The sequence below is a fragment of the Sphingobium sp. CECT 9361 genome (assembly GCF_918741285.1).
GTDB lineage: Bacteria > Pseudomonadota > Alphaproteobacteria > Sphingomonadales > Sphingomonadaceae > Sphingobium.
Genome location: NZ_CAKKNC010000022.1, coordinates 44,527 through 64,161, shown reverse-complemented (window position 1 = coordinate 64,161; position 19,635 = coordinate 44,527). Strand labels below are relative to the sequence as shown.

The following is a 19,635-nucleotide window of genomic DNA, read 5'->3' as shown; positions in this document are numbered from 1 at the left end:
AAGCGCGATGCAAGCGTACTCGCCTGGCTCGACACGCTTTGAAATAATGTGAAGGAACGTGGGCAGGAAACCCCAGAACTCAGCCAATCTGGCCGCCTTCCTTCACATTATCGACACCTCGCGATTACTGGGTTTATGCTCACCTCGCCATAACTCCAGCCAGTGATGGATGTAAGAGGCATGGCTATCGTGGACCTCGTTGGGGAGGCCATATTCAGCGCAGAGCGTTGCTTGGGCCAGGCTGGCCACGATTTCTTCGAAAGCGTAAGCGTCATCCCCAAACCGCTTGCCGAACTGGCGGTTCAGCCGCTTGGCACTCCCTGTGGCATGACCAAGCTCATGGCACAGGGTCGAGAAGTAAGCTTCGATCGAATGGAACGCTTGGCGGTGCGGCAGGGTCACGGTGTCGGTGCTGGGTGTGTAATGCGCGCTGTTGCCGCCATGAATCACGCGGATCGGGATTGCGTCGAGAAAGCCCTGAACCCCTGCCGAGAGTTCTCCGATCGCCTTGGGGTCGAGCGGCTCGGGATAGTAGTGCATGGGCAGGCCTTCGATCTGCGAGGCGTTGAAGACGTGGTTCCACTTCATGAAGCGGACGGTCTTTTCGGTCGTTTCACCGGTTTGGCGATCGGTGTCGGTCTTGCGGGCCGAGCTGTAGAACACGCTGAACGATCCGCTCTCACCCTTGCGGACATGGGCGCCAAGTTCGGCAGCCTGCCTGAAAGTCATCCAGTAGGGGCTGGCGTAACCCCGGCTTTCGGCGACGGCCCAGAGGAAGAACGTGTTGATCCCCGAATAGGGAACCCCGTTGTGGCGGAGCGGTCGTGTGCTTGTCGATGTCCAGGGCTTGAGCCAGGGGGCGGTGCCAGCGGCGATCTTCTCAAGAATCAGGTCGGTGATGACCTGCGCGACGTCGGGTTTTGGATGGCGGGTCATTGTGCCGAGCCCTCCTGCACGAGATCGAGAGAAAGGTCGGAAGCGGTGCTCGACCAGCTAAGACGCAGTGTCCGTCCGTGCGGGATGCGCCAGGCTACACGGTCGGCGAAGGCCATGCGGATGCCAGCAAGAATGGCAGCATCTTCGCCTTCGAGGATAGAATGGGCGCGCACCGCCGCATCGTGGCGGAAGCGGGTTTCCTGGGTATCGTAGCTGTCCGCATCGGAATCGTCCGACGGCGAGAACACGGCATCGATGATGAGGTCGGTGAGATCGTCGGGTCCGAGCGAGGTGGTCCGTGTCAACGCGATGCGCGCGCAATCGGGATCATTCCATGAGTCTGCGTCTTCCATGATCGCGAAGTCGGTTTCGAGATCGAGCCGCCGGTCGTACTGGTCGGCCAGCTCGATGGTGATCGCATCGGGACGCATGGTGACGGTACTGGCTTCGTCTGCGGATATGCCATCGTGGAAAGTAAAGCGCTCGCCGATGCGGACGAAGGCCGACAGGGCATCGTACCACGGATAGCCGATGAAATTGGTGATAGGCTCGTAAAAGGCGCGCCTATGGATGCCGCCCAACCGGTGCAACTCGTCAGCATTGGAGCGACGCAAGGCGCGCCCGAAGGTTACGGCGTCGAAGGAATCGGTGTCATCGTAGATCGCAGCGCCTTGCTCGAGATCGGCAAATTGCGGCACCTCGCGGTAGCTTTCGCGAGCGAGCGTAGGATACCACAGCGGCAATTGCTGTGCCGCTTGGGGAAAATCGTCATGGTGGAGGCTCGCCTCGAGCCAGTTCTCGAAGCTCAGGCGATGGAACGGCTCGTCGCGAATGACCGCGTAGATGGTATCGCGGCATAGGGCGACAAGCCGGTCGGGAGCCGCATTGCGGTAGATTTCCTTGCGGGCGGGCAGCACCAGGACGAGATCCGGTGCATCGATGACATCGACCTTAACGCTCCACTGGGTGTGATGGACTTCCTTCACGATCGGGAAGTTGTGTTTCAGGGTCACGCCATGGAAGTTGAGCGTCGCCACATGCGGCGAGTGCCGGTCGCGGAAAACGCCGATGCGAAACCCGTCGCGCTCGATGACATTGTGCGCATCAGCAAGGAAGTCGGCCCGGGTGAGTTCCTTGGTGTTGTAAGTGACAGGGAGTGGGAAGAACCTGGCCGCCGCCTCGACGCAGCGTTCGAGTTTCCCGTCGGGCTGCGGTTCGAACCGGAAAGCGATCGCCGTGCCGGGCGCTCCATCCCACGGGAGCACGTCGATGTCGGCCTCGCCGGTCCAGGCATCACCTGCAATCGCAAGTGAAAAAGCGCAGCTCGCACTCCGTGAACTGACCACGGTGTCGAGACCGGCCAGGCTGAAGAAGCCCATGCCCGCCGGGTCCTCTCGGGTGCGGCATTCCTCAGGCCAATCGGATTGACCGAGCGAGAGGAGAGCTTCGGGATCGGCAATCCCGGCGCCGTCATCGCTGATCGTGATGAGGCAGGCATCGGCCATGTGCTCGGCCGTCACGTCGACGCGGGTCGCGCCAGCGCGCCGTGCGTTCTGGAACAGCTCGTTGAAGATGTCGTCGAGAGTCCCGTTGAAGATCCGGGTGACTTTCGAAATGGCCTCGGGCGAGACCCGGGTACGCAGCGTGGTGATGTTAGTCATGGGTGTGGGTCCTGGATGAACCGGCACGCTGCCGCAGTCCGGTCGGGCCGCGGACAGCGTGTCGGCAAGGATGGTCAGGCGTCGACGGGCTCGCCGGCTTCGGCGTCCTGCGCCTCGGAAGGGTCGCATGCGTCGGTGTCGACTTCCGGTTCGGGCTCGACCGGCGCTCCGTCATCAGGTTCGCTGACGGCCAGCACGCGGAAGCGCATGGCATCTGGCACCCAGGCGAGAGCGGCTTCCTTGACCTCGGGAGCGACGATGGTTTCGCCCGCGAACAGCTTCTCGCAGGATGCCGAGAGGTCACCCTTCTTCGATCCCATGAAGCTCGCCGCCATGGTCGGGCCGCCGACTTCGGTCACGTGCGCGAGCAGCGCCTGCTTGCTCACGCGGTCGAAGTAATTGGCTGAGGTAGGACGCCAGTGGCTGGCGACATTGATTCCCATCAGCGCGGCAAGATGATCGTGAAGATCGATCGGCTCGGGGCCGGACTGACCGGCTTTTTTGTCGATCCCCATGCTGGCTTCCAGCGTCTTGGCCATGCACCAGGCAAGCCAGCTGGCCTTGGCATCATCGTCGAGCGCACTGAACGCCGAGAACCGGTCGACCGTGCGATGATGTTCGGTCCACGACAGGTCGAGCGTCTCGCGCATATCGGCCATCAGCGTATGCGCGGGATTTTCCGGATAGTTGGCGAGGTAGAGTGAGGGTGATGGCGCGCGGATCGTCGTGCCGAGAGCCTGTGCGCTATAAAGTGCGCGGGAGTCGGCAATCGCGAAGATCAGGTAGTCGAGCGCGATGGCCGGGTTCGATGCAAGGTTGATCGCGAGGATGTCGCGGCGCTGCACGGCGAGTTCCTCGACCAGCTTCTGCGATAGCGGCTTGGGTGCCGAAGCGGCCCTACCGCCCTCCCCTGCTCCGCTGGCACCCTCGCCCGCGTCGGACCCGCGCCCCTTGCGCCGTTCGAGCGGTTTGTCGCTATAGAGGCCGCTGGCGACGGCGGGCTGGCCATCGGCTCCGATGATGACGAAGCAGCCCAGATTGGCCTTCATTTCCTCGGGGATGACAGGCGGCTTGTCGTGGAGTGCGTCATAGGCGTTGGTTGCGGCATCCCAGCGTGCCTGGAAATCGGCAGCGGCCACTTCGTCGTCGTCGTCGAGCGCTTCACTTTCCGCTTCGAGCGACGAAATCGTCTCGAGCAGGCGATCGGCTTCAGCTTGCTCATCCTCCGAGAGCGGAGCAGGCTCGAGATGGACCTGATGGAGATCTTCGGTAGCGCTGTAGGTGATGCGCGTCTCAAGGATCGGACGGACCCAGGCATAACCGGAGGTCGCGGCAACTTCGGTTGCGAAGGCCTGGAGCTTCTCGCCGGCGATACGCTGCGCAATCTCGGCGTCGATCCAGGTCTCGCCCCCGTCCTCTGTAAAGAGGTCGCGCTCGATCTTGCCGCCGGCGGCGAGGTATTCGGCTTCGCTCGCGAGCTTGGCCATCGGCGAGGACGAACGGATCGCGCTGTGGGTGATCATCCGGCGGATGGAATCGGGCTGGTTGCCCTGCCAGCTATTCGACAGTTCGTTCCAGACCATCATCTGGCGATCATGATTGGGCGTCGTCGCGTAGGCCTTGGCGACGTCAAGGGTGATCTTGCCCTCTTCGAGCGCCGCAAAGATCGGATCGGCAAGGTCGGCAAGCCGCAGGCGGCCTTCGATGAACCGGCGGGTGCGGCCGAACCGCTTGGCGATCGCATCGAGGTCGCTGCCCTCGTTGACGAAGTGCTTGTAGGCACGGATTTCATCGGTCGGGGTCATGTCGAGCCGGATCACGTTTTCGATCAGCGAGAGCTCCGATTGCTCGGCCGCGTCGATGTCGAGAACGCGGCAGGTAACGGGGTGATCCTTGGCGAGCTTGCCAGCCTCGAGGAGAAAGTTGAGTGCCCGTAGTCGGCGACCACCGGCGGTCACGTCGAACATGCCACGCTTCTTGGCCGGTGCCACGATCAGGTTCTGAAGAAGGCCCTTGGCCTCGATGTTGGCGGCAAGTTCCTCGATGAAGAGGTTGCTGTCGTTCTTACGCACATTGGCATCGGACAAGCGCAGCTTGCCGAGCGGGATCATCTCGATATCATTCATGGGGGTGCTCCTGAAAGCCGGACTTGGCCGAGCCCTTCGGCTCGCCCCTTCCAGCCCCCCTCCCCTCACAGTTTCAGGATTGTTCGGGTTCCCTGCGACAACTGCGGATGCAAAAGGCTTCTTGCTCGCTCCCGTGAGGCATAAATGCCGGATTTATGCCTCATGAAGAGGCAGCGAACGTGCCGCTTGCAAGCGGTCTAACATCGCAATGGACTTTTAACACTAGTAATGTTAAATAGGACACATGGTGTTAGAAAGAGTTCCTGAAGCGCGGTTAGAAGCGCTCGCGGAAGCTGCTGAAGCGTATGTCGAGGACGCTTTCGGACAGCGGCTTGGCCTCGTGCCAGTGGCACCCACGAATCTACCGCACTTCATCCTCGACCGTTACGCGATCTGGCAAGGCTCGCTGGACGGCCGCGCGCTGCTGCTTATGGCCCTCCGTGAGAACCTGCCGACCGGATCTGGCACCACTGCGCAGTACCTGAAGCACCGAGAAATGGTTCGCCACCAACTCGGGGGCGACCTGGTACTTCTGCTGTTGGGCCGCGTGCCGAGCACGATCCGCCGTCAGATGACGGATCGTAAGATCGGCTTCATCGCGCCGGGCGCGCAGCTCTATGTCCCCGAAGCGTTCCTCGACCTGCGCGAGCGCGCACCTGCATTCGCGATAGTTCACGCCGAACAGATCAGCCCGACCACGCAATTTCTGCTGTTGGCAATCCTGCAGGGTCGCACCCTGGACGGCCTGAACCTGACCGAACTTGCAGACGAACTGCGTGTCTCGATCATGAGCATCAGCCGCACTCTGGATGAGCTGGAGGCGCTCCAGTTAGCGAAGGCACACCATGTCGGTAGGCAGCGCCGTCTGCACATGGCCCTTCGTGGCCGTGAGCTTTGGGACACGGTCCAGGCGCAGCTCCAGTCGCCGGTGCGCAAGGTTCGGGAGGTTTGCGCTCCGGATGGTGAAGAGATCGGTCCACTTGCCGGGACAACGGCACTTGCCCGCTACACCATGCTGGCTCCTCCGCGGGTAGAGACGAGGGCAGTTCTGGCTGCCAGCTGGAAACACCTGCAGGCATCGCAGTCCTTGAGGCCCGCGACGGCATTCGATGACGAGCGCATCGAGGTTCAGACATGGACCTACGACCCCCGAATTCTCGCCAGCAATGGCGTTGTCGATCGCCTCTCGCTGTACCTCAGCGTCAGGGGCAACTCGGACGAACGCGTTGCGCAAGCGGCGGAAGAACTGTTGGAGACATTTGCATGGTGATCGGGGTCGATCGCTTTCGGGCGCATTTTGCGGGCCACGAGCATCAATATGTGCTGATCGGAGGGGCGGCCTGCGAATTGATCATGGACGAAGTCGGGCTGGACTTCCGCGCCACCAAGGATCTCGATATCGTCCTGGTGGTCGAAGCGCTGGACAGCGCCTTCGCCGCGCGCTTCTGGGCTTTTGTCGAGGAGGGCGATTACGAGATCAGGGAGAGCAGCGAAGGCGCGAAGGTCCTTTACCGCTTCCAGAAGCCAAAGGCGGAAGGCTATCCCGCCATGCTCGAGCTATTCTCCCGAGCGCCCGAAGGCTTGACGCTTGGCGGCGACGCCCACCTGACGCCGCTTCCGATCGACGAGGCCGCCGCCAGCTTGTCCGCCATCCTCCTCGACGAGAGCTACTACGAATTTCTCAAGTTGATGGTGCGCGAGGCTGGCGGTATCCCGGTGCTTGACGAGGCCGCGATCATCCCGTTCAAAGCGCGTGCCTGGCTCGACCTCACTCGCCAGCGCGAGGAAGGCTTGCAGGTCGATGAAAAGAACATCCGCAAGCACCGCAACGACGTCGCACGGCTTCTGCAGCTGTTGAGCCCAGAGGTTCGATATTCGCTGCCCCCTTCCGTCGCGGAAGATATGCTCGCCTTTGTCGAGAATGCAGCGATCGAGGCGGACTTCGACCCCAGGCAGTTCAGGGTGAACATGACGCGCGAGGACGTCGCCGCACGCCTTCGCGCCGCCTACCAGCTTTGACCAACCTTTAGGCGGGCTGACCTTGCTTGATGACGTGGTAAGCTCCGCCCATCAGGCGGGTAACCTCGTCCGCGCTCAAAACGTACTGGGGTTCATAACTCAGGCCGAGCTGTGCTGTTCGCCTCCAGCGGTCGACGTACAGCCCTTTGTTCGGGCCGAAGGCCAAATCGATATGCTTGGCGAGCCTTGCAGGTCCCAGGCCCGAATAGGCGGTACGAAAGATCGAGATGTCGACGATATAGGACCCGATCATTACCCAGACATGGCCATCCCAATCGGGGTTCGACGTGCTGAAGAGCTGCGGACCGTCGAAGGTCCGCCGGTCCCCGAAGACTGGCTCTCCGTCGACGGCCAAAGTTCCAGCAACCACGTGGATGGGCGCATCCATGCACCGCTCGAGCCCGACCGTCAGGGCCGCGCTCATCAGAGCGCATGCGCCTGGGATGGCAGGAAAAACCTTGAGGAGATCGATCGCGCACAACGACAAGGCCTCGCGATCGGCATCGTTCATTTCATAGGACTTGATGGCCTTGGCGGCGGCCCAGCCATGCTGGACCGCGACAAGTTTTCCCAGTTGCGGGATATCTTTGATTGGCGACATTCTGGGGCCTTTAGGTCAGTCAGAACGTTGCCGCCAGTGCTCCCAACCGCATTTGGCCTCATCCCCCAACTTCCCCGAGTTGACGAATCACGCCGCACCTGTTCTTTTTATGTTCTGATTTATGGTCTGGAACATTTCTCGTGCTTAGCTTTGTCGATTGCCCGCCCAAACTCGAACTCCCGCTGTTCGGAACGCAAGTCCCCGCCGGCTTTCCAAGCCCTGCGGACGATCACATCGAGGGCAAGCTCGACCTCAACGAGCACCTGATCCGCAGGCCCGCGGCCACATTTTTCGTCCGCGCCGCCGGGGAATCCATGCGCGATGCGGGAATATTCGATGGCGACCTGCTGGTCATCGATCGCGGGATCAGCCCCCAGCCCGACGACATCGTTATTGCCATTCTCCACGGCGACCTGACCGTCAAACGCCTGAAAAAGGTGGCCGGGCAGTGGCATCTCGCAGCCGAAAATATGGACTATCCCTCGTTGCCCATTGGCGAAAACGACTGCGAGATCTGGGGCGTCGTCACCACGAGCATCCGGCGCCATTGCGGCCGCTGATGGCCACCTTTGCGCTGGTCGACTGCAACAACTTCTATGCATCCTGTGAGCGGCTGTTCCAGCCCCGCCTGCGGGAGCGCCCAGTGGTGGTCCTCTCGAATAACGATGGCTGCGTCATTGCCCGCTCAAACGAGGCGAAGGTGCTGGGCGTCGCGATGGGCGCGCCCATGTTCAAGATCCGAAAACTGGTCGAGGAACATGACATTGCCGTCTGCTCGTCGAACTATGCGCTTTATGGCGACATCTCCGAACGCGTGATGACCGTCCTGGGTGCGAGCGCGCCCTCTCACGAGATCTACAGCATCGACGAGTGCTTCCTCGATCTCGACCGTTTGGCCGTACCAAGTCTCACCGAATGGTGCCGAGTCCTGCGCGAGAGGACCAGACGGTGGACCGGAATTCCGGTGTCGGTCGGCGTTGGGCCAACCAAGACTTTGGCCAAGCTCGCTAATCGATTGGCGAAGAAATCGGCCAAGGCGGGCGGCGTCCTCGATCTCGTCCATCATCCGGCCTGGATCGAGGCTGCCTTGCGCAAAACCCCGGTCGGCGATGTCTGGGGCGTGGGTAGGCGCTGGACGGTGATGCTTGAGGAGCGCGGTATTCACACCGCCCACGAATTCGCCAACGCTCCCGATGGCTGGGTCCGGCAGCGCATGGGTGTGGTCGGCCTGCGCACTGTACATGAACTGCGCGGCTTCGTTTGCCATGCCCTTGAAGACCAGCCTTCGCCTAAACAGACGACGTGTTGCTCGCGAACCTTCGGCGCAGCGATCCGCGAAAAGAGCCAGGTTCACGATGCCGTGATGAGTTTTTCCGAAAGGGTCGCCGAAAAGGTGCGTCATGCCGGGCAGGTCGCCGGCGCGGTCCAGTTGTTCATCCGGACCGATCCATTTGCCCAAGGCGCACCGCAAAAGTCGCTGTCGGGCTCGGCGACCTTTCATCGGCCAACGTCGGATACCCGCGAGATTTCGGCCGCCGTGCTGCGGATCTTCGACCGTATCTGGCGTGCAGGCTATGATTGGCGAAAGGCCGGTGTGCTGCTGCTCGACCTCGGCATGCCGGGAGATTCCCCTGCCTCGCTGTTCGACAGGATCGAGGCACCTGACGATGGGCTCATGAGCGCGATCGATCAGATCAACGCCCGCTATGGGCGCGGCACGGCAAGGTTGGGATTGGCACAGAAGGACGGGGAATGGCGCATGCGGCGCGAAAACCTGTCGCCGAGCTTTACCACGCGCTGGACGGACATCCCCTCGGCCAGGCTCACCTAGCGCGCGTCGATCGGGTCAGGCCTGCCCGGCAATACCGGAGATGATCGCGTCAGCCCGGTCGAGAGGCACGAACACGCGCGTCTTGTAGGCGATAATCTCGGTGAAGCAGCCCTTCGCCTTGAGTTCGGGAATGCGTGCGGCTTCGGCATCGACGATCTCTATCCTGCGGGAGCCGTTCACCCGCGACGTGCGGATCGTGAAATTGAGGGGGTGCGGCGCCTTCCATGTTCCGCCCCCCATGACGGCGGCAGCGATCTTGTCGGGATCGGTCGGAACAGTGCGGTTGACCCCGAGCTTCTCGAGGGTCGCGTCGACATAGAGATCGTGGACATGACGGCCGAGCCAAGAGGTGCCAGACTTGTCGACGATGCGATTGACCGTGAGGTCTTCCTTGGGAAGCGCGCCCCAGATTGGCAGGAGCAGACCGGTCGCAAGGTAAACGGTCTCCGTGACCAGCTGGCATTCATCTGCTGCATATTCCTCCTCCCACAGGGCACGGAACCTGGCCTTGGACACCGTCTCCCAGGCTGACTCATCGAGGTGGTCGGCGCGGAGGTACTCACTGCGCAGCGGCCGAACGAGTTCGTAGCGCCGAATGGTATTGCCCTCTTCATCCATGTGCGAGGGCGCACGGATCGCCAGGGCAACCTTCCCCGATTTGCCGTTGCGCATGAACAGCGGTTTGTCCTCGTGAGACGCCAACTTGAGCACCCGCTCGAGCGAGAGGACCTTGCGTCGCTGGGTCAGCGACAGTTCGAGAAGGTGCGAAGTAGCGCCGGTCACGGGGTCAGTCCGGATCACCGTGTCCGACAGAACCTGGCAAGCCTCGACCGAGATGGTCTCGACCCCGATGTCGAAGGTGCCTGCCTCCTTCGCCGCCGCGACGCGCGTTTCGACAAGGGTCAGAAACTCGTCGAAGATGGCATTCTGCACCGCGATCCTCATGGCGAGGATACGGTTGAGCCATCGCTGGATTGGCGGCAGGTCCTCGCGCAGTACACCGTCCTGATCGGTGAGATCGAGTCCGCTCATTGTCTGAAACTCGGCGAGCGAGGTGCTCTTGAGTTTGCCCATTGCGAGCAACCAGTACCAGTCATGCAAGGCGTGCTTGGCGTAGCTGCTCTCGAGGTTGTCTGAGGACTCGAACATGCCCTGGCCGCCGGTCTGGCGCTGGCCGCGGGTGAGCGCGCCCAGTGCGTCGAGCCGCCGCGCAATCGTGCTGGTGAACCGCGCCTCACCCTTGCAGTCGGTCGTGACCGGCCGGAACAGCGGCGGACAGGCCTGGTGGGTCCGGTGGGTGCGCCCCAAGCCCTGAATGGCCCGGTCCGCGCGCCAGCCTGGTTCGAGCAGGAAGTGGACCCGGCGTTGCTGGTTCTTCGCATCCAGGCTGGCGTGGTAGCTGCGCCCCGTGCCGCCGGCATCCGAGAATACGAGGATACGCTTTGCGCCAGTCATGAACGCGGCGGTCTCGGCAAGGTTGGTCCTGGGCGAGCGGCTTTCGAGGCGTTGTTGCCCCGAACCATCGCGTACCAGGCGTTTGCTGCGCCCGGTGACTTCGGCCACCGCACTCACGCCGTAGTGTACAAGTAGGGCATCGAGCGCGGTCGGGATCGGCGGCATGGCACAGATATGCTCGATGAGTTGCTCTCGAGCGGCTTCGGCCTGAGGGTTGTGGACCGGATTGCCGGCCTGGTCCCACATCGGGCGCGAGCGGACATCGCCGAGTTCGTCGACATATTCTTCCATCTGCCGGGTCGGGAAGGCGCGGGTGAGGTAGTCCACGATCGCTTCTTTGCAGTCGCAGTTTATGTCGAGCGTGGCGGCGGGAGGCGCAGGTTTTCTTCGGTTTTCCATGATTTCACTCCAGATAATTACAGTTCCTTCGACCTCAACAAGTCGAAGGAAGCTACATGCGAACAAGATCATCATTGCCGTTTCGAGCGGCCCCGCTCCGGTTCGAAGACCCGCCCAGTCACGGCACCCTACTCACCGCATTCCTCTCCTCTCTGTCGCTCGACGAGAGGTCAGCCTGTGCGGTTCTGTTTGGCGCTGCTGCCCGCCATTTCCTGCATTGGCTGGAGCTGCATGGGATCGCAGTCCGCACGATCGACGATCGGGCTGTTCGGCGGTTCGAGAAGCACCGGTGCCGGTGCCACCGGTATTCGGCGCAGCAGCCAGTATATAAGGCGGACATTGCAGCGCGGGTCAGACGCTTCGTCCGCTTCCTGGAAGATCAAGGCTACGTCGAAGTCGACGACGGGATCGACGATTTGCCACGGCACCTCGCCGACTATTTCGACGCGATCAATAGCCTGCAACTCGCACAGGGACCGGCGCAGTCCTATCGATCCGAGGCCGAGCATGTCGTGGCATGGCTTCGCATTGCGCGACGACGGTGGGCCGATATCGACGACACGATCATCGACCAGTACGCCGTGCATGATTGCCGTTGCCCGGTCTGGCGCAAGCGGGGCAAGCTGGTCGCCACGGGCACCAAGCGGCGGCGGCGCTGCGCTCGGCACTTCGTCGAGTTTCTGCGAGGTCGGGGCGTCATCCCATCGGTCGAACCGGTGGCGGACGATAACCCGTACATGGAGGCATATCTGACATGGCTCAAGCAACATCGCGGCGCGACCGACGAGACGATCCGGCGTTACCGGACCGATATTACGCGGCTCATGCCCATGCTCGGCGAGCCTTCACAATGGGATGCAGCCGCTCTCCGGCGCGCATTCCAACGACGAAGCAAGGAGACGCCGGGTTCGGCATCGCTGCTCGTCACGATAATGAGGAGCTACATTCGGTTCCTGATCGTGCAGGGTGATTGCCGTCCGGCATTGTTGCACGCGATTCCATCAGTGCAGCGCTACCGCCTCTCGACGCTGCCCCGCCACGTTGACCCGGCGACGATCGAGAAGATCATCGCAGCCTGTCCGTCAGGTCGTCCCGTGGAGGTCCGGGACAAAGCCATCATTCTCCTGCTCGCCAGGCTCGGACTGCGAGCGGGCGATGTCCGGGACATGCGGCTCGACGATATCGATTGGCGGGGCGGGTACATCCGGGTCAAGGGCAAGACCCGAAGGCCGGACCGGTTGCCACTGCCGCAGGATGTCGGCGACGCGATTCTGGCATATCTTGCGGCAGCCCGCCCGAAGGCCGTCGAAGAGCATCTGTTCTTACGCGTGCAAGCTCCGTTCCGGCCATTCAGCTCGTCCGCGGAGATCGCAGGCATCGTCGCACGCACACACGAGCGCGGTGGGATCGAAGGGGTGCCGACCGGGTCGCACATATTCCGGCATTCGCTTGCCACCAACTTGCTGCGCGCGGGCGCGGGCCTGGAGTCCGTTGGGACCATCCTGCGTCACAGCTCGCCCGAGACCACTGCCATCTACGCCAAGGTCGATCTGCCGATGCTCATGAAGATCGCGCAGCCCTGGCCCGGAGACCTGCCATGTTGAACACACACATCTCAAGATACGTCGCTCTGCATCGCAGCCTGGGTCGGATGTATTCCGAACAGGACCGGATGCTCCGCCAGTACGCTGCATACGCCGGGGGTTTCGGCGATCGGCACACTCAGGTCCAGCGCATCTACGACTGGTGCCACACGTCGAGCTCACAATATGTGGCCCGCCGGAGGTTCGACACCGCACGTAATTTCAGCCTTTTCGCTCACGCCGAAGATTCAAGCCATGAAGTTCCGCCTGCCGGCGTCTTCGGCCGGGGCAAGCGGCCACGCCCAACGCCAACCATCATTGAACCGGACCAGGTACGGGCGATCATGACGGCGGCATTGAACGTTCCACCCCAAGGCACGATCAGCCCATACACGTACCATTACCTGTTCGGTCTGCTCGCAGCGACAGGTCTCCGGATTTCCGAGGCCCTCGCGTTACAATGTAACGATCTGGTCGAGGATGGCCTGATCGTCCGCAACGGCAAGTTCGGCAAGCAGCGGCTGATTGCCTTGCAGCCATCGACGCGCCAAGCACTCGAAGCCTATCTCGCCATCCGCGAGAAGCACGCGGCCAGGGGCAACGACCTGTTCGTCACTATCCGGGGACGGGCACCGCACAAGGTGCGCGCCCACGTCGTGTTCGTCAGATTGGCCCGGCTCCTCGGATATCGTGGACCAACCGGTACGGCGGGCATGCGACTCCACGATCTACGGCACACCTTCGCTGTCCGCTCGCTTGAGGCATGTCCGCCCGATAGGGAGGCCATCGCTCACCATATGGCCGGTCTCAGTGTCTATCTGGGGCACGCGTCGGTCGCCAACACGTACTGGTATCTCGAGGCCACTCCGGTGCTGCTGCGCGACATCGCGGCTGCGAGCGAGCAGCTTTACCGGGGAGAAGCGGCATGACGGCGCTCGCTCCCTATCTCTCGGCATACCTGCGTGAGCATCTGCCCCGCGAACGTGCCGTCAGCCCGCACACGGTGAAGACCTATGCCAACTGTTTCGTCCTCCTCGTTCAGTTCGCTGCCGATCGGCTGAAGCGTCGGCCGACCGATCTTGAGATTGAGGATCTCGGCACCGACATGATCATGGCCTTCCTGGACCATGTAGAGACGGGCCGCGGCAGTTGTGTGCGGACCCGCAATGGCAGACTCGCCGCGATCCGGTCCTTCTTCCGGTACATCGAGTATCGGATTCCGGCCTGCCTGGATCAGGCCCTCCGCGTCAGATCGATCCCGACCAAGAAGACCGACAAGGCGCTGATCGACTATCTCGACCGGACCGAGATCAAGGCTTTGCTCGATGCCCCGGATCCCCGGACACGCCTTGGCACCCGCGATCGCGCGATGCTGCATCTGGCCTATGCTGGCGGGCTGAGGGTGTCGGAACTCGTAACGCTGCAGCTGCGCGATTTCCCGGACCGCTCCCTGTCCACCGTGCACATCATGGGCAAAGGTCGGCGTGAACGAGTCCTGCCGCTCTGGAAAGAGACCCAGTTCGTATTGCGCGCGTGGCTTGCGATACGGCCCGACGTGCAAGCTGCTGAGATATTTCTCAATGCCAACGGGCAGCCCATGACCCGTGACGGGTTTGCATTCCGACTGGCTGAACACGTCAAGACCGCGGCAACGAAGCAACCGTCGATCCTTGGCAAACGGGTTACGCCGCATGTGTTGCGCCATTCCTGCGCGATGCACACGCTCGCGGCGACCGGGGACATCCGTAAGGTCGCATTGTGGCTTGGCCATGCCAGCATACAGAGCACCGAGACCTACCTGCGGGCCGATCCCGAGGAGAAGCTGCAAATCCTCGCGGCTCACGGTGCCCCCGCCATCAAGCCCGGGCGCTTCAAGCCACCATCCGACGCCCTGATTACCATGCTTACCGACGTTCGAAGGCGAGCCTAGCCCGTCCCCGAACATTCCCCCTGACCCTCATATTATCTGGAGTGAAATCATGGAAAACCGAAGAAAACCTGCGCCTCCCGCCGCCACGCTCGACATAAACTGCGACTGCAAAGAATATGTCTAATGTTGAGCTCAACATTACAGGAACTCGCGTGGCGATAGGTCCAGTTCCAGCGCCTCACGCTCCTCGGGGTCCAGTTCGTTGAGCCGCCGGTTGAGGATCGATTCCGCTGTGCTGACGAGTTGGACGACCACGCTTTCCTCGTTAGCCAGATGCTCATCGATTGCGGGATAGATCGAGGGGAGCTTCAGGCTGAGCAGGACTTGCGCAAAGAAGCGCTGCTTGGTGCCCTCGAACCGGCTGCGTGCCGCCGCCTTGGCGCCGCTGTTGAGCGTCCTGTTCTCAAGACCATCGACGATGCCCGTGAGTTCGAGTGCCGCCTCGAGGTTCTGATGGATGATCGTCCAGGCCTCGCAATAGGTGTCGTAGATCGCGATCTGCTCCGGAGTAAGGTCATGGCGCAGGATGTCGTACTCGATCCCAGCGAAGCTCAGAGCGCGGGCAAGGTATAGCCCGGATGCCTTGAGATCGCGGGCAACCAGTTCCATCGCAGCAATTCCGCCGTCGCGGATTTCGCTGATGAACTGTTCGCGGGCCGCGAACGCCGTGCCCGGCCCCCACAGACCGAGACGGACCGCATAGGCGAGGTTGTTGACTTCGGATGCTCCCGTTGCCGAGGCGTAGAGCACCCGGGCGCGCGGTAGCGTGTTCTGGAGCAGGACACCGGCGATGCCCTGCAGCGAGCCCTGCTTCTGCCCAAGGGCCCCTTCCCCGCCGGCCACGCCGCCCATTTCATGGGCCTCGTCGAAAACGATCACGCCTTCGAAGTCTTCACCAGCCCAGCGCACGATCTGGTCAAGTCGTGTGTCTTCGACGCGCGAGCTGCGCAAGGTGCCGTAAGGCACGAACAGGATGCCCTCGGGCGCAGTGATCTTCTCGCCGATCTTCCAGCGCGCAAGTTCGAGAATGTCCGACGGCAGCCCGCCTATCGCGGTCCAGTCGCGCTGCGCGTCTTCGAGGAGCGGCGCGTTCTTTGAAATCCAGATGTGGCGACGATTGCCCTTGAGCCACTGGTCAAGAATGCAGGCCGCCGCTTGCCTCCCCTTCCCCGCCCCGGTTCCGTCACCCAGAAAGAACCCGGTACGGTAAAACTGACCGTCCGGATCTTCCTTCAGCGCCACTTCGCCGGATGGATGACTGAAGCGGCCATGAAGATCGCGCGACCAGGCTTCACCGGCATAGATCACGGTTTCAAGCTGGGCAGCCGAGAGCAGACGTGCCGTCACCGTCCGTTCGGGCAAGCAGGGCACGTAGCCGGGCCGAGGTGCGGCGATCGAGGCCATGGCGGCGGATTCGACGAGATGGGTCGGGTGTTCGCCCGCCTCCGGGATGACGACGCGTGAGGGGCGATAGTCGGCATAGACGCCGCGCTGTTCGCCCATGGCCGCGGGTTCATCGAGTACCGCGTAGGCGACAGGCCGAACATCATTGGTCTGTGCTGCGCGGACAATTACTGGCCGCGCTGGGCCGGTCCTGACCGAGCGGAACAGACTGAGCTTTGGCCGCGGCGCGACGCTCTCGCTGGCCTTGCGTAGTGCGGCGCGCGGCGGAATCGAAGGAAGCGCCGCATAGAGTTCGCTGACCGACGCGCGGTTGATGGTTGAAAGACCGATCTCGCCGGCAATCTTGTCGATCACCAGGATACGAACCGCGATGCCGGTGCCGTGCTTGGCATAGCCGCCCCTGTCGAGCCGCAGTGACAGGACAACGCGCGCGCTCTCAAGCGTGCGTCGGAAGACTTCGCCACAGCTGGCCGAGGGAGAGAACCAGTCCGGCATGATCGCGATGACCCTCCCGCCGGGCAAGAGATGGTCGATCGCCGCGCGCAAGTGGCGGGCAGCAGTGTTCTGATCCTGGCCCCGCGATTGCGAGATCGAGAACGGCGGGTTCATGACGATCACACTCGGCCGCGTGTTTCCCGACAGTAACGCTCCAAGCTTGGCGCCATCGTGCCGGAACACATGCGATTCAGGGAAGATCCCCTCCAGCAGATCCGCGCGGGTGGGTTCGAGTTCATTTAGCACGGAACTCTTCGCCAGACCCTGAGCAAGCGAGGCAATGATCCCGGTCCCTGCGCTGGGCTCAAGAAAAACGTCTTCGTCCGAAAGCCGTGCAAGATGAACCGCGAGATAAGCCAGCGCGGGCGGGGTGGAAAACTGCTGGAAGGCGATCTGCGCCTCGCTGCGAACAGTATGGGTCGGGAGATCCTTGGTCAGTGCTTCGAGCGTGCGGATCGCGGCGCCAGCTTCCATTTGACCCACCAGTTGGGGAACCGCCATCGCCAGTGCGACCTCCAGCGCCTCGAAACTGTCGCGCTGTTGCCAGGCCCCTGCCGCATCTCTGCCGCCAGTGCTCTGGATCATGGCCTCGCTTAGTGCGGCGCGATCGATTGGAACAGTGAGGAGAAGCTTGGCGGCAAGTGTGCGCGCAGCACCGAGAATTGCGCTGGCGCGCGGAAGCGTAGTGGTTGTTGATTTCCACTGAGAGTTGACCCGGGGAGGTCATAAATTTCCATTGAGAATTGACCCATGTTGAACTCACCCCTGGCTTTGGCGAGCAAGGGGTCATGGAGTGTTGGACATGGCGTTATTGAGCGTAATCCGGCGCTGGCATTTTCGCGATCATCTACCGATCCGCGAGATTGTGCGGCGCACGGGGCTGTCACGGAATACGATCCGTAAATATCTGCGGTCAGACACGGTCGATCCGCGGTTCAAGGTACCCGAGCGGCCAAGCAAGCTGGACCCGTACGCAGAACGACTGTCGGCCTGGCTGCGACGGGAGATGGGCAGGCCGCGCAAGCAGAAGCGTACGGTCAAGCAGTTGCACGCCGACTTGGTCAGTCTGGGCTATGACGGCTCCTACAACCGGGTCGCGGCCTTTGCCCGGGACTGGCGCGATGAGTATCGTCGTCAGCAGCATATGAGCGGTCGCGGGACTTTCGTGCCACTCTCCTTTGCGCCGGGAGAGGCGTTCCAGTTCGACTGGAGCGAGGACTGGGCGATCATCGCCGGCGTGCGTACCAAGCTGCAGGTGGCGCACTTCAAGCTCAGTTACAGTCGGGTCTTCATCGTGCGGGCCTATCTGCTGCAGACTCACGAGATGCTGTTCGACGCCCATAATCACGCGTTCCGCGTGCTGGGCGGGGTGCCGCGACGGGGGATTTACGACAATATGCGCACCGCCGTCGACAAAGTCGGGCGCGGCAAGGAGCGGAACGTCAACACCCGCTTCCTGACGATGGTGAGCCATTATCTGTTCGAGGCCGAGTTCTGTAACCCCGCAGCGGGCTGGGAAAAGGGCCAGGTCGAGAAGAATGTCCAGGATGCGCGGCACCTCCTGTGGCAACCTACGCCACAAGCGGAAAGCCTGGACGCCCTCAACCTGTGGCTGGAACAGCGCTGCAAGGCACTCTGGCAGGATATCCCTCATGGGATCGAGCCTGGCTCTATCGCCGATGCCTGGGCCGATGAAGCGGAATGCCTGATGCCGGTGGGCCGGCCCTTCGATGGCTTCGTGGAATATGGCAAGCGCGTCTCGCCGACCTGTCTCGTCCATCTGGAACGCAACCGCTACAGCGTACCGGCGTCCTTTGCCAATCGGCCTGTCAGCCTGCGGGTCTATCCTGACCGCTTCCTGGTTGTCGCCGAGGGGCAGGTGGTGTGTGAACATCAGCGCATCATCGACCGATCCCATGATGGCCCCGGTCACACCGTCTATGACTGGCGCCATTATCTGGCGGTCGTCCAGCGCAAGCCCGGAGCCTTGCGCAATGGGGCGCCGTTCCTCGAACTTCCCGAGGCCTTCCAGCGGCTGCAACGGCATCTGTTGCGCAATCCGGGCGGTGACAGGGAAATGGTCGAGATACTGGCTTTGATCCTGCATCATGACGAACAGGCCGTCTTGACCGCCGTCGCTATGGCACTGGATGCCGGCGTTCCGACCAAGACCCATATCCTCAACCTGCTGCACCGGCTGCTCGATGGAAAACCGATCACAACGCCGCCGGTGACGGCGCCACAGGCCCTGAGGCTGGTCAGCGAACCGATGGCCAATGTTGAACGCTACGATGCCCTGCGCAAGGAGAACCGCCATGCGTCATGATCCCGCTACCGGCGCCATCGTCGTGATGCTGCGCAGCCTGAAAATGCCCGGCATGGCGCAGGCCGTGACCGACCTCATGCAGCAGGGATCGCCCGCCTTCGAGGCGGCGGTCCCGATCCTCTCGCAACTCCTCAAGGCAGAAACCGCCGAACGGGAGGTGCGGTCTGTTGCCTATCAGCTCAAGGTGGCGCGGTTCCCGGCCTATCGCGATCTCGCCGGCTTCGACTTTGCCAGCAGCGAGGTCAACGAGGCGCTGGTCCGGCAGCTGCACCGTTGCGACTTTATCGACGTCGCCGACAATATCGTGCTGGTCGGCGGTCCGGGCACCGGCAAGACCCATGTCGCCACGGCACTGGGCGTTCAGGCTATCGAGCATCATCGCAAGCGGGTGCGCTTCTTCTCCACGGTCGAACTGGTCAATGCCCTCGAACAGGAAAAGGCCCAGGGTAAGGCTGGGCAGATCGCCAATCGGCTTGTCCACTCCGATCTCGTGATCCTGGATGAACTGGGCTATCTGCCGTTCAGTGCATCAGGCGGGGCGCTGCTCTTCCATCTGCTGAGCAAACTCTATGAGCGCACCAGCGTCATCATCACCACCAACCTGAGCTTCAGCGAATGGGCCAGCGTGTTCAGCGATGCCAAGATGACCACCGCGCTCCTCGATCGCCTTACCCATCACTGCCACATACTGGAGACAGGAAACGACAGCTTCCGCTTCAAAAACAGCTCGGCCCAACAGGCCAAATCCAGAAAGGAGAAGCCCATCTCTTGACCCACCTATGAGACACGAAACATAACCATAAGGCGGGTCAGTTCTCGGTGGAAACCCCGGGTCAACTCTCAGTGGAAATCAACAGTAGTGGTCATGC

Annotated in this window: 15 protein-coding genes; 9 read left to right on the top strand and 6 right to left on the bottom strand. The window is 62.1% G+C overall.

Annotation, left to right across the window (positions count from 1 at the left end; translation table 11 throughout):
• Nucleotides 1-102 precede the first annotated feature (102 nt).
• The 3 genes from LQ220_RS20965 to LQ220_RS20955 all read right to left on the bottom strand — a co-directional run bounded on the left by LQ220_RS20965 (nt 103) and on the right by LQ220_RS20955 (nt 4,723).
• The gene (locus tag LQ220_RS20965) at nt 103-936 is read right to left on the bottom strand and encodes a zincin-like metallopeptidase domain-containing protein (RefSeq protein WP_230190061.1); all 834 of its coding nucleotides are present in this window, start codon (nt 934-936) and stop codon (nt 103-105) included.
• Entirely contained in the window at nt 933-2,597 is a 1,665-nt protein-coding gene (locus LQ220_RS20960) for an ATP-binding protein (protein ID WP_230190060.1), read from the bottom strand. The genes LQ220_RS20965 and LQ220_RS20960 overlap by 4 nt, the downstream gene beginning before the upstream one ends.
• Before the next feature lie 74 nt (nt 2,598-2,671).
• Nucleotides 2,672-4,723, bottom strand: coding sequence for a ParB N-terminal domain-containing protein (locus LQ220_RS20955; protein WP_230190059.1), 2,052 nt, complete (start codon nt 4,721-4,723; stop codon nt 2,672-2,674).
• 244 nt (nt 4,724-4,967) lie between these two features.
• Here LQ220_RS20955 and LQ220_RS20950 point away from each other — a divergent pair, with 244 nt between their 5' ends.
• Nucleotides 4,968-5,993, top strand: coding sequence for a hypothetical protein (locus tag LQ220_RS20950; protein WP_230190058.1), 1,026 nt, complete (start codon nt 4,968-4,970; stop codon nt 5,991-5,993).
• 83 nt (nt 5,994-6,076) lie between these two features.
• The gene (locus LQ220_RS20945; protein WP_230190057.1) at nt 6,077-6,742 is read left to right on the top strand and encodes a hypothetical protein; all 666 of its coding nucleotides are present in this window, start codon (nt 6,077-6,079) and stop codon (nt 6,740-6,742) included.
• A 7-nt stretch (nt 6,743-6,749) separates the two neighbouring features.
• On the opposite strand, the gene LQ220_RS20940 is transcribed toward LQ220_RS20945, so the two are convergent.
• On the bottom strand, nt 6,750-7,343 hold the full coding sequence (locus LQ220_RS20940) for a hypothetical protein (RefSeq protein ID WP_230190056.1): 594 nt from the start codon (nt 7,341-7,343) through the stop codon (nt 6,750-6,752).
• Nucleotides 7,344-7,483: 140 nt separating this feature from the next.
• Here LQ220_RS20940 and umuD point away from each other — a divergent pair, with 140 nt between their 5' ends.
• Both umuD and LQ220_RS20930 read left to right on the top strand, forming a co-directional pair.
• Nucleotides 7,484-7,903 carry a translesion error-prone DNA polymerase V autoproteolytic subunit gene (umuD, locus tag LQ220_RS20935; protein WP_019054496.1) on the top strand — a complete coding sequence of 140 codons (420 nt, stop codon included), beginning with the start codon at nt 7,484-7,486 and terminating at the stop codon, nt 7,901-7,903.
• Entirely contained in the window at nt 7,903-9,174 is a 1,272-nt protein-coding gene (locus LQ220_RS20930; RefSeq protein WP_230190055.1) for a Y-family DNA polymerase, read from the top strand. The genes umuD and LQ220_RS20930 overlap by 1 nt, the downstream gene beginning before the upstream one ends.
• 15 nt (nt 9,175-9,189) lie before the next feature.
• On the opposite strand, the gene LQ220_RS20925 is transcribed toward LQ220_RS20930, so the two are convergent.
• Nucleotides 9,190-11,103: a strawberry notch C-terminal domain-containing protein gene (locus tag LQ220_RS20925; RefSeq protein ID WP_230190054.1), complete on the bottom strand. Its 1,914-nt coding sequence runs from the start codon at nt 11,101-11,103 to the stop codon at nt 9,190-9,192.
• Here LQ220_RS20925 and LQ220_RS20920 point away from each other — a divergent pair.
• The 3 genes from LQ220_RS20920 to LQ220_RS20910 are packed head-to-tail and all read left to right on the top strand — an operon-like array spanning nt 11,085 to nt 14,541.
• Nucleotides 11,085-12,632, top strand: coding sequence for a tyrosine-type recombinase/integrase (locus tag LQ220_RS20920; protein WP_230190053.1), 1,548 nt, complete (start codon nt 11,085-11,087; stop codon nt 12,630-12,632). The genes LQ220_RS20925 and LQ220_RS20920 overlap by 19 nt on opposite strands.
• Nucleotides 12,626-13,540 carry a tyrosine-type recombinase/integrase gene (locus LQ220_RS20915; protein WP_230190052.1) on the top strand — a complete coding sequence of 305 codons (915 nt, stop codon included), beginning with the start codon at nt 12,626-12,628 and terminating at the stop codon, nt 13,538-13,540. The genes LQ220_RS20920 and LQ220_RS20915 overlap by 7 nt, the downstream gene beginning before the upstream one ends.
• Nucleotides 13,537-14,541 carry a tyrosine-type recombinase/integrase gene (locus LQ220_RS20910; RefSeq protein WP_230190051.1) on the top strand — a complete coding sequence of 335 codons (1,005 nt, stop codon included), beginning with the start codon at nt 13,537-13,539 and terminating at the stop codon, nt 14,539-14,541. Before LQ220_RS20915 ends, LQ220_RS20910 begins: the two co-directional genes overlap by 4 nt.
• A gap of 138 nt (nt 14,542-14,679) precedes the next feature.
• On the opposite strand, the gene LQ220_RS20905 is transcribed toward LQ220_RS20910, so the two are convergent.
• Nucleotides 14,680-17,025 carry a strawberry notch family protein gene (locus tag LQ220_RS20905; protein WP_230190050.1) on the bottom strand — a complete coding sequence of 782 codons (2,346 nt, stop codon included), beginning with the start codon at nt 17,023-17,025 and terminating at the stop codon, nt 14,680-14,682.
• Between the two features lie 217 nt (nt 17,026-17,242).
• Here LQ220_RS20905 and istA point away from each other — a divergent pair, with 217 nt between their 5' ends.
• Together istA and istB are read left to right on the top strand one after the other, a co-directional pair.
• Complete coding sequence (istA, locus tag LQ220_RS20900) at nt 17,243-18,766, top strand: IS21 family transposase (protein ID WP_230190049.1); 1,524 nt, start codon at nt 17,243-17,245, stop codon at nt 18,764-18,766.
• Nucleotides 18,756-19,538, top strand: coding sequence for an IS21-like element helper ATPase IstB (istB, locus tag LQ220_RS20895; RefSeq protein ID WP_230190048.1), 783 nt, complete (start codon nt 18,756-18,758; stop codon nt 19,536-19,538). The genes istA and istB overlap by 11 nt, the downstream gene beginning before the upstream one ends.
• Nucleotides 19,539-19,635: the final 97 nt, after the last annotated feature.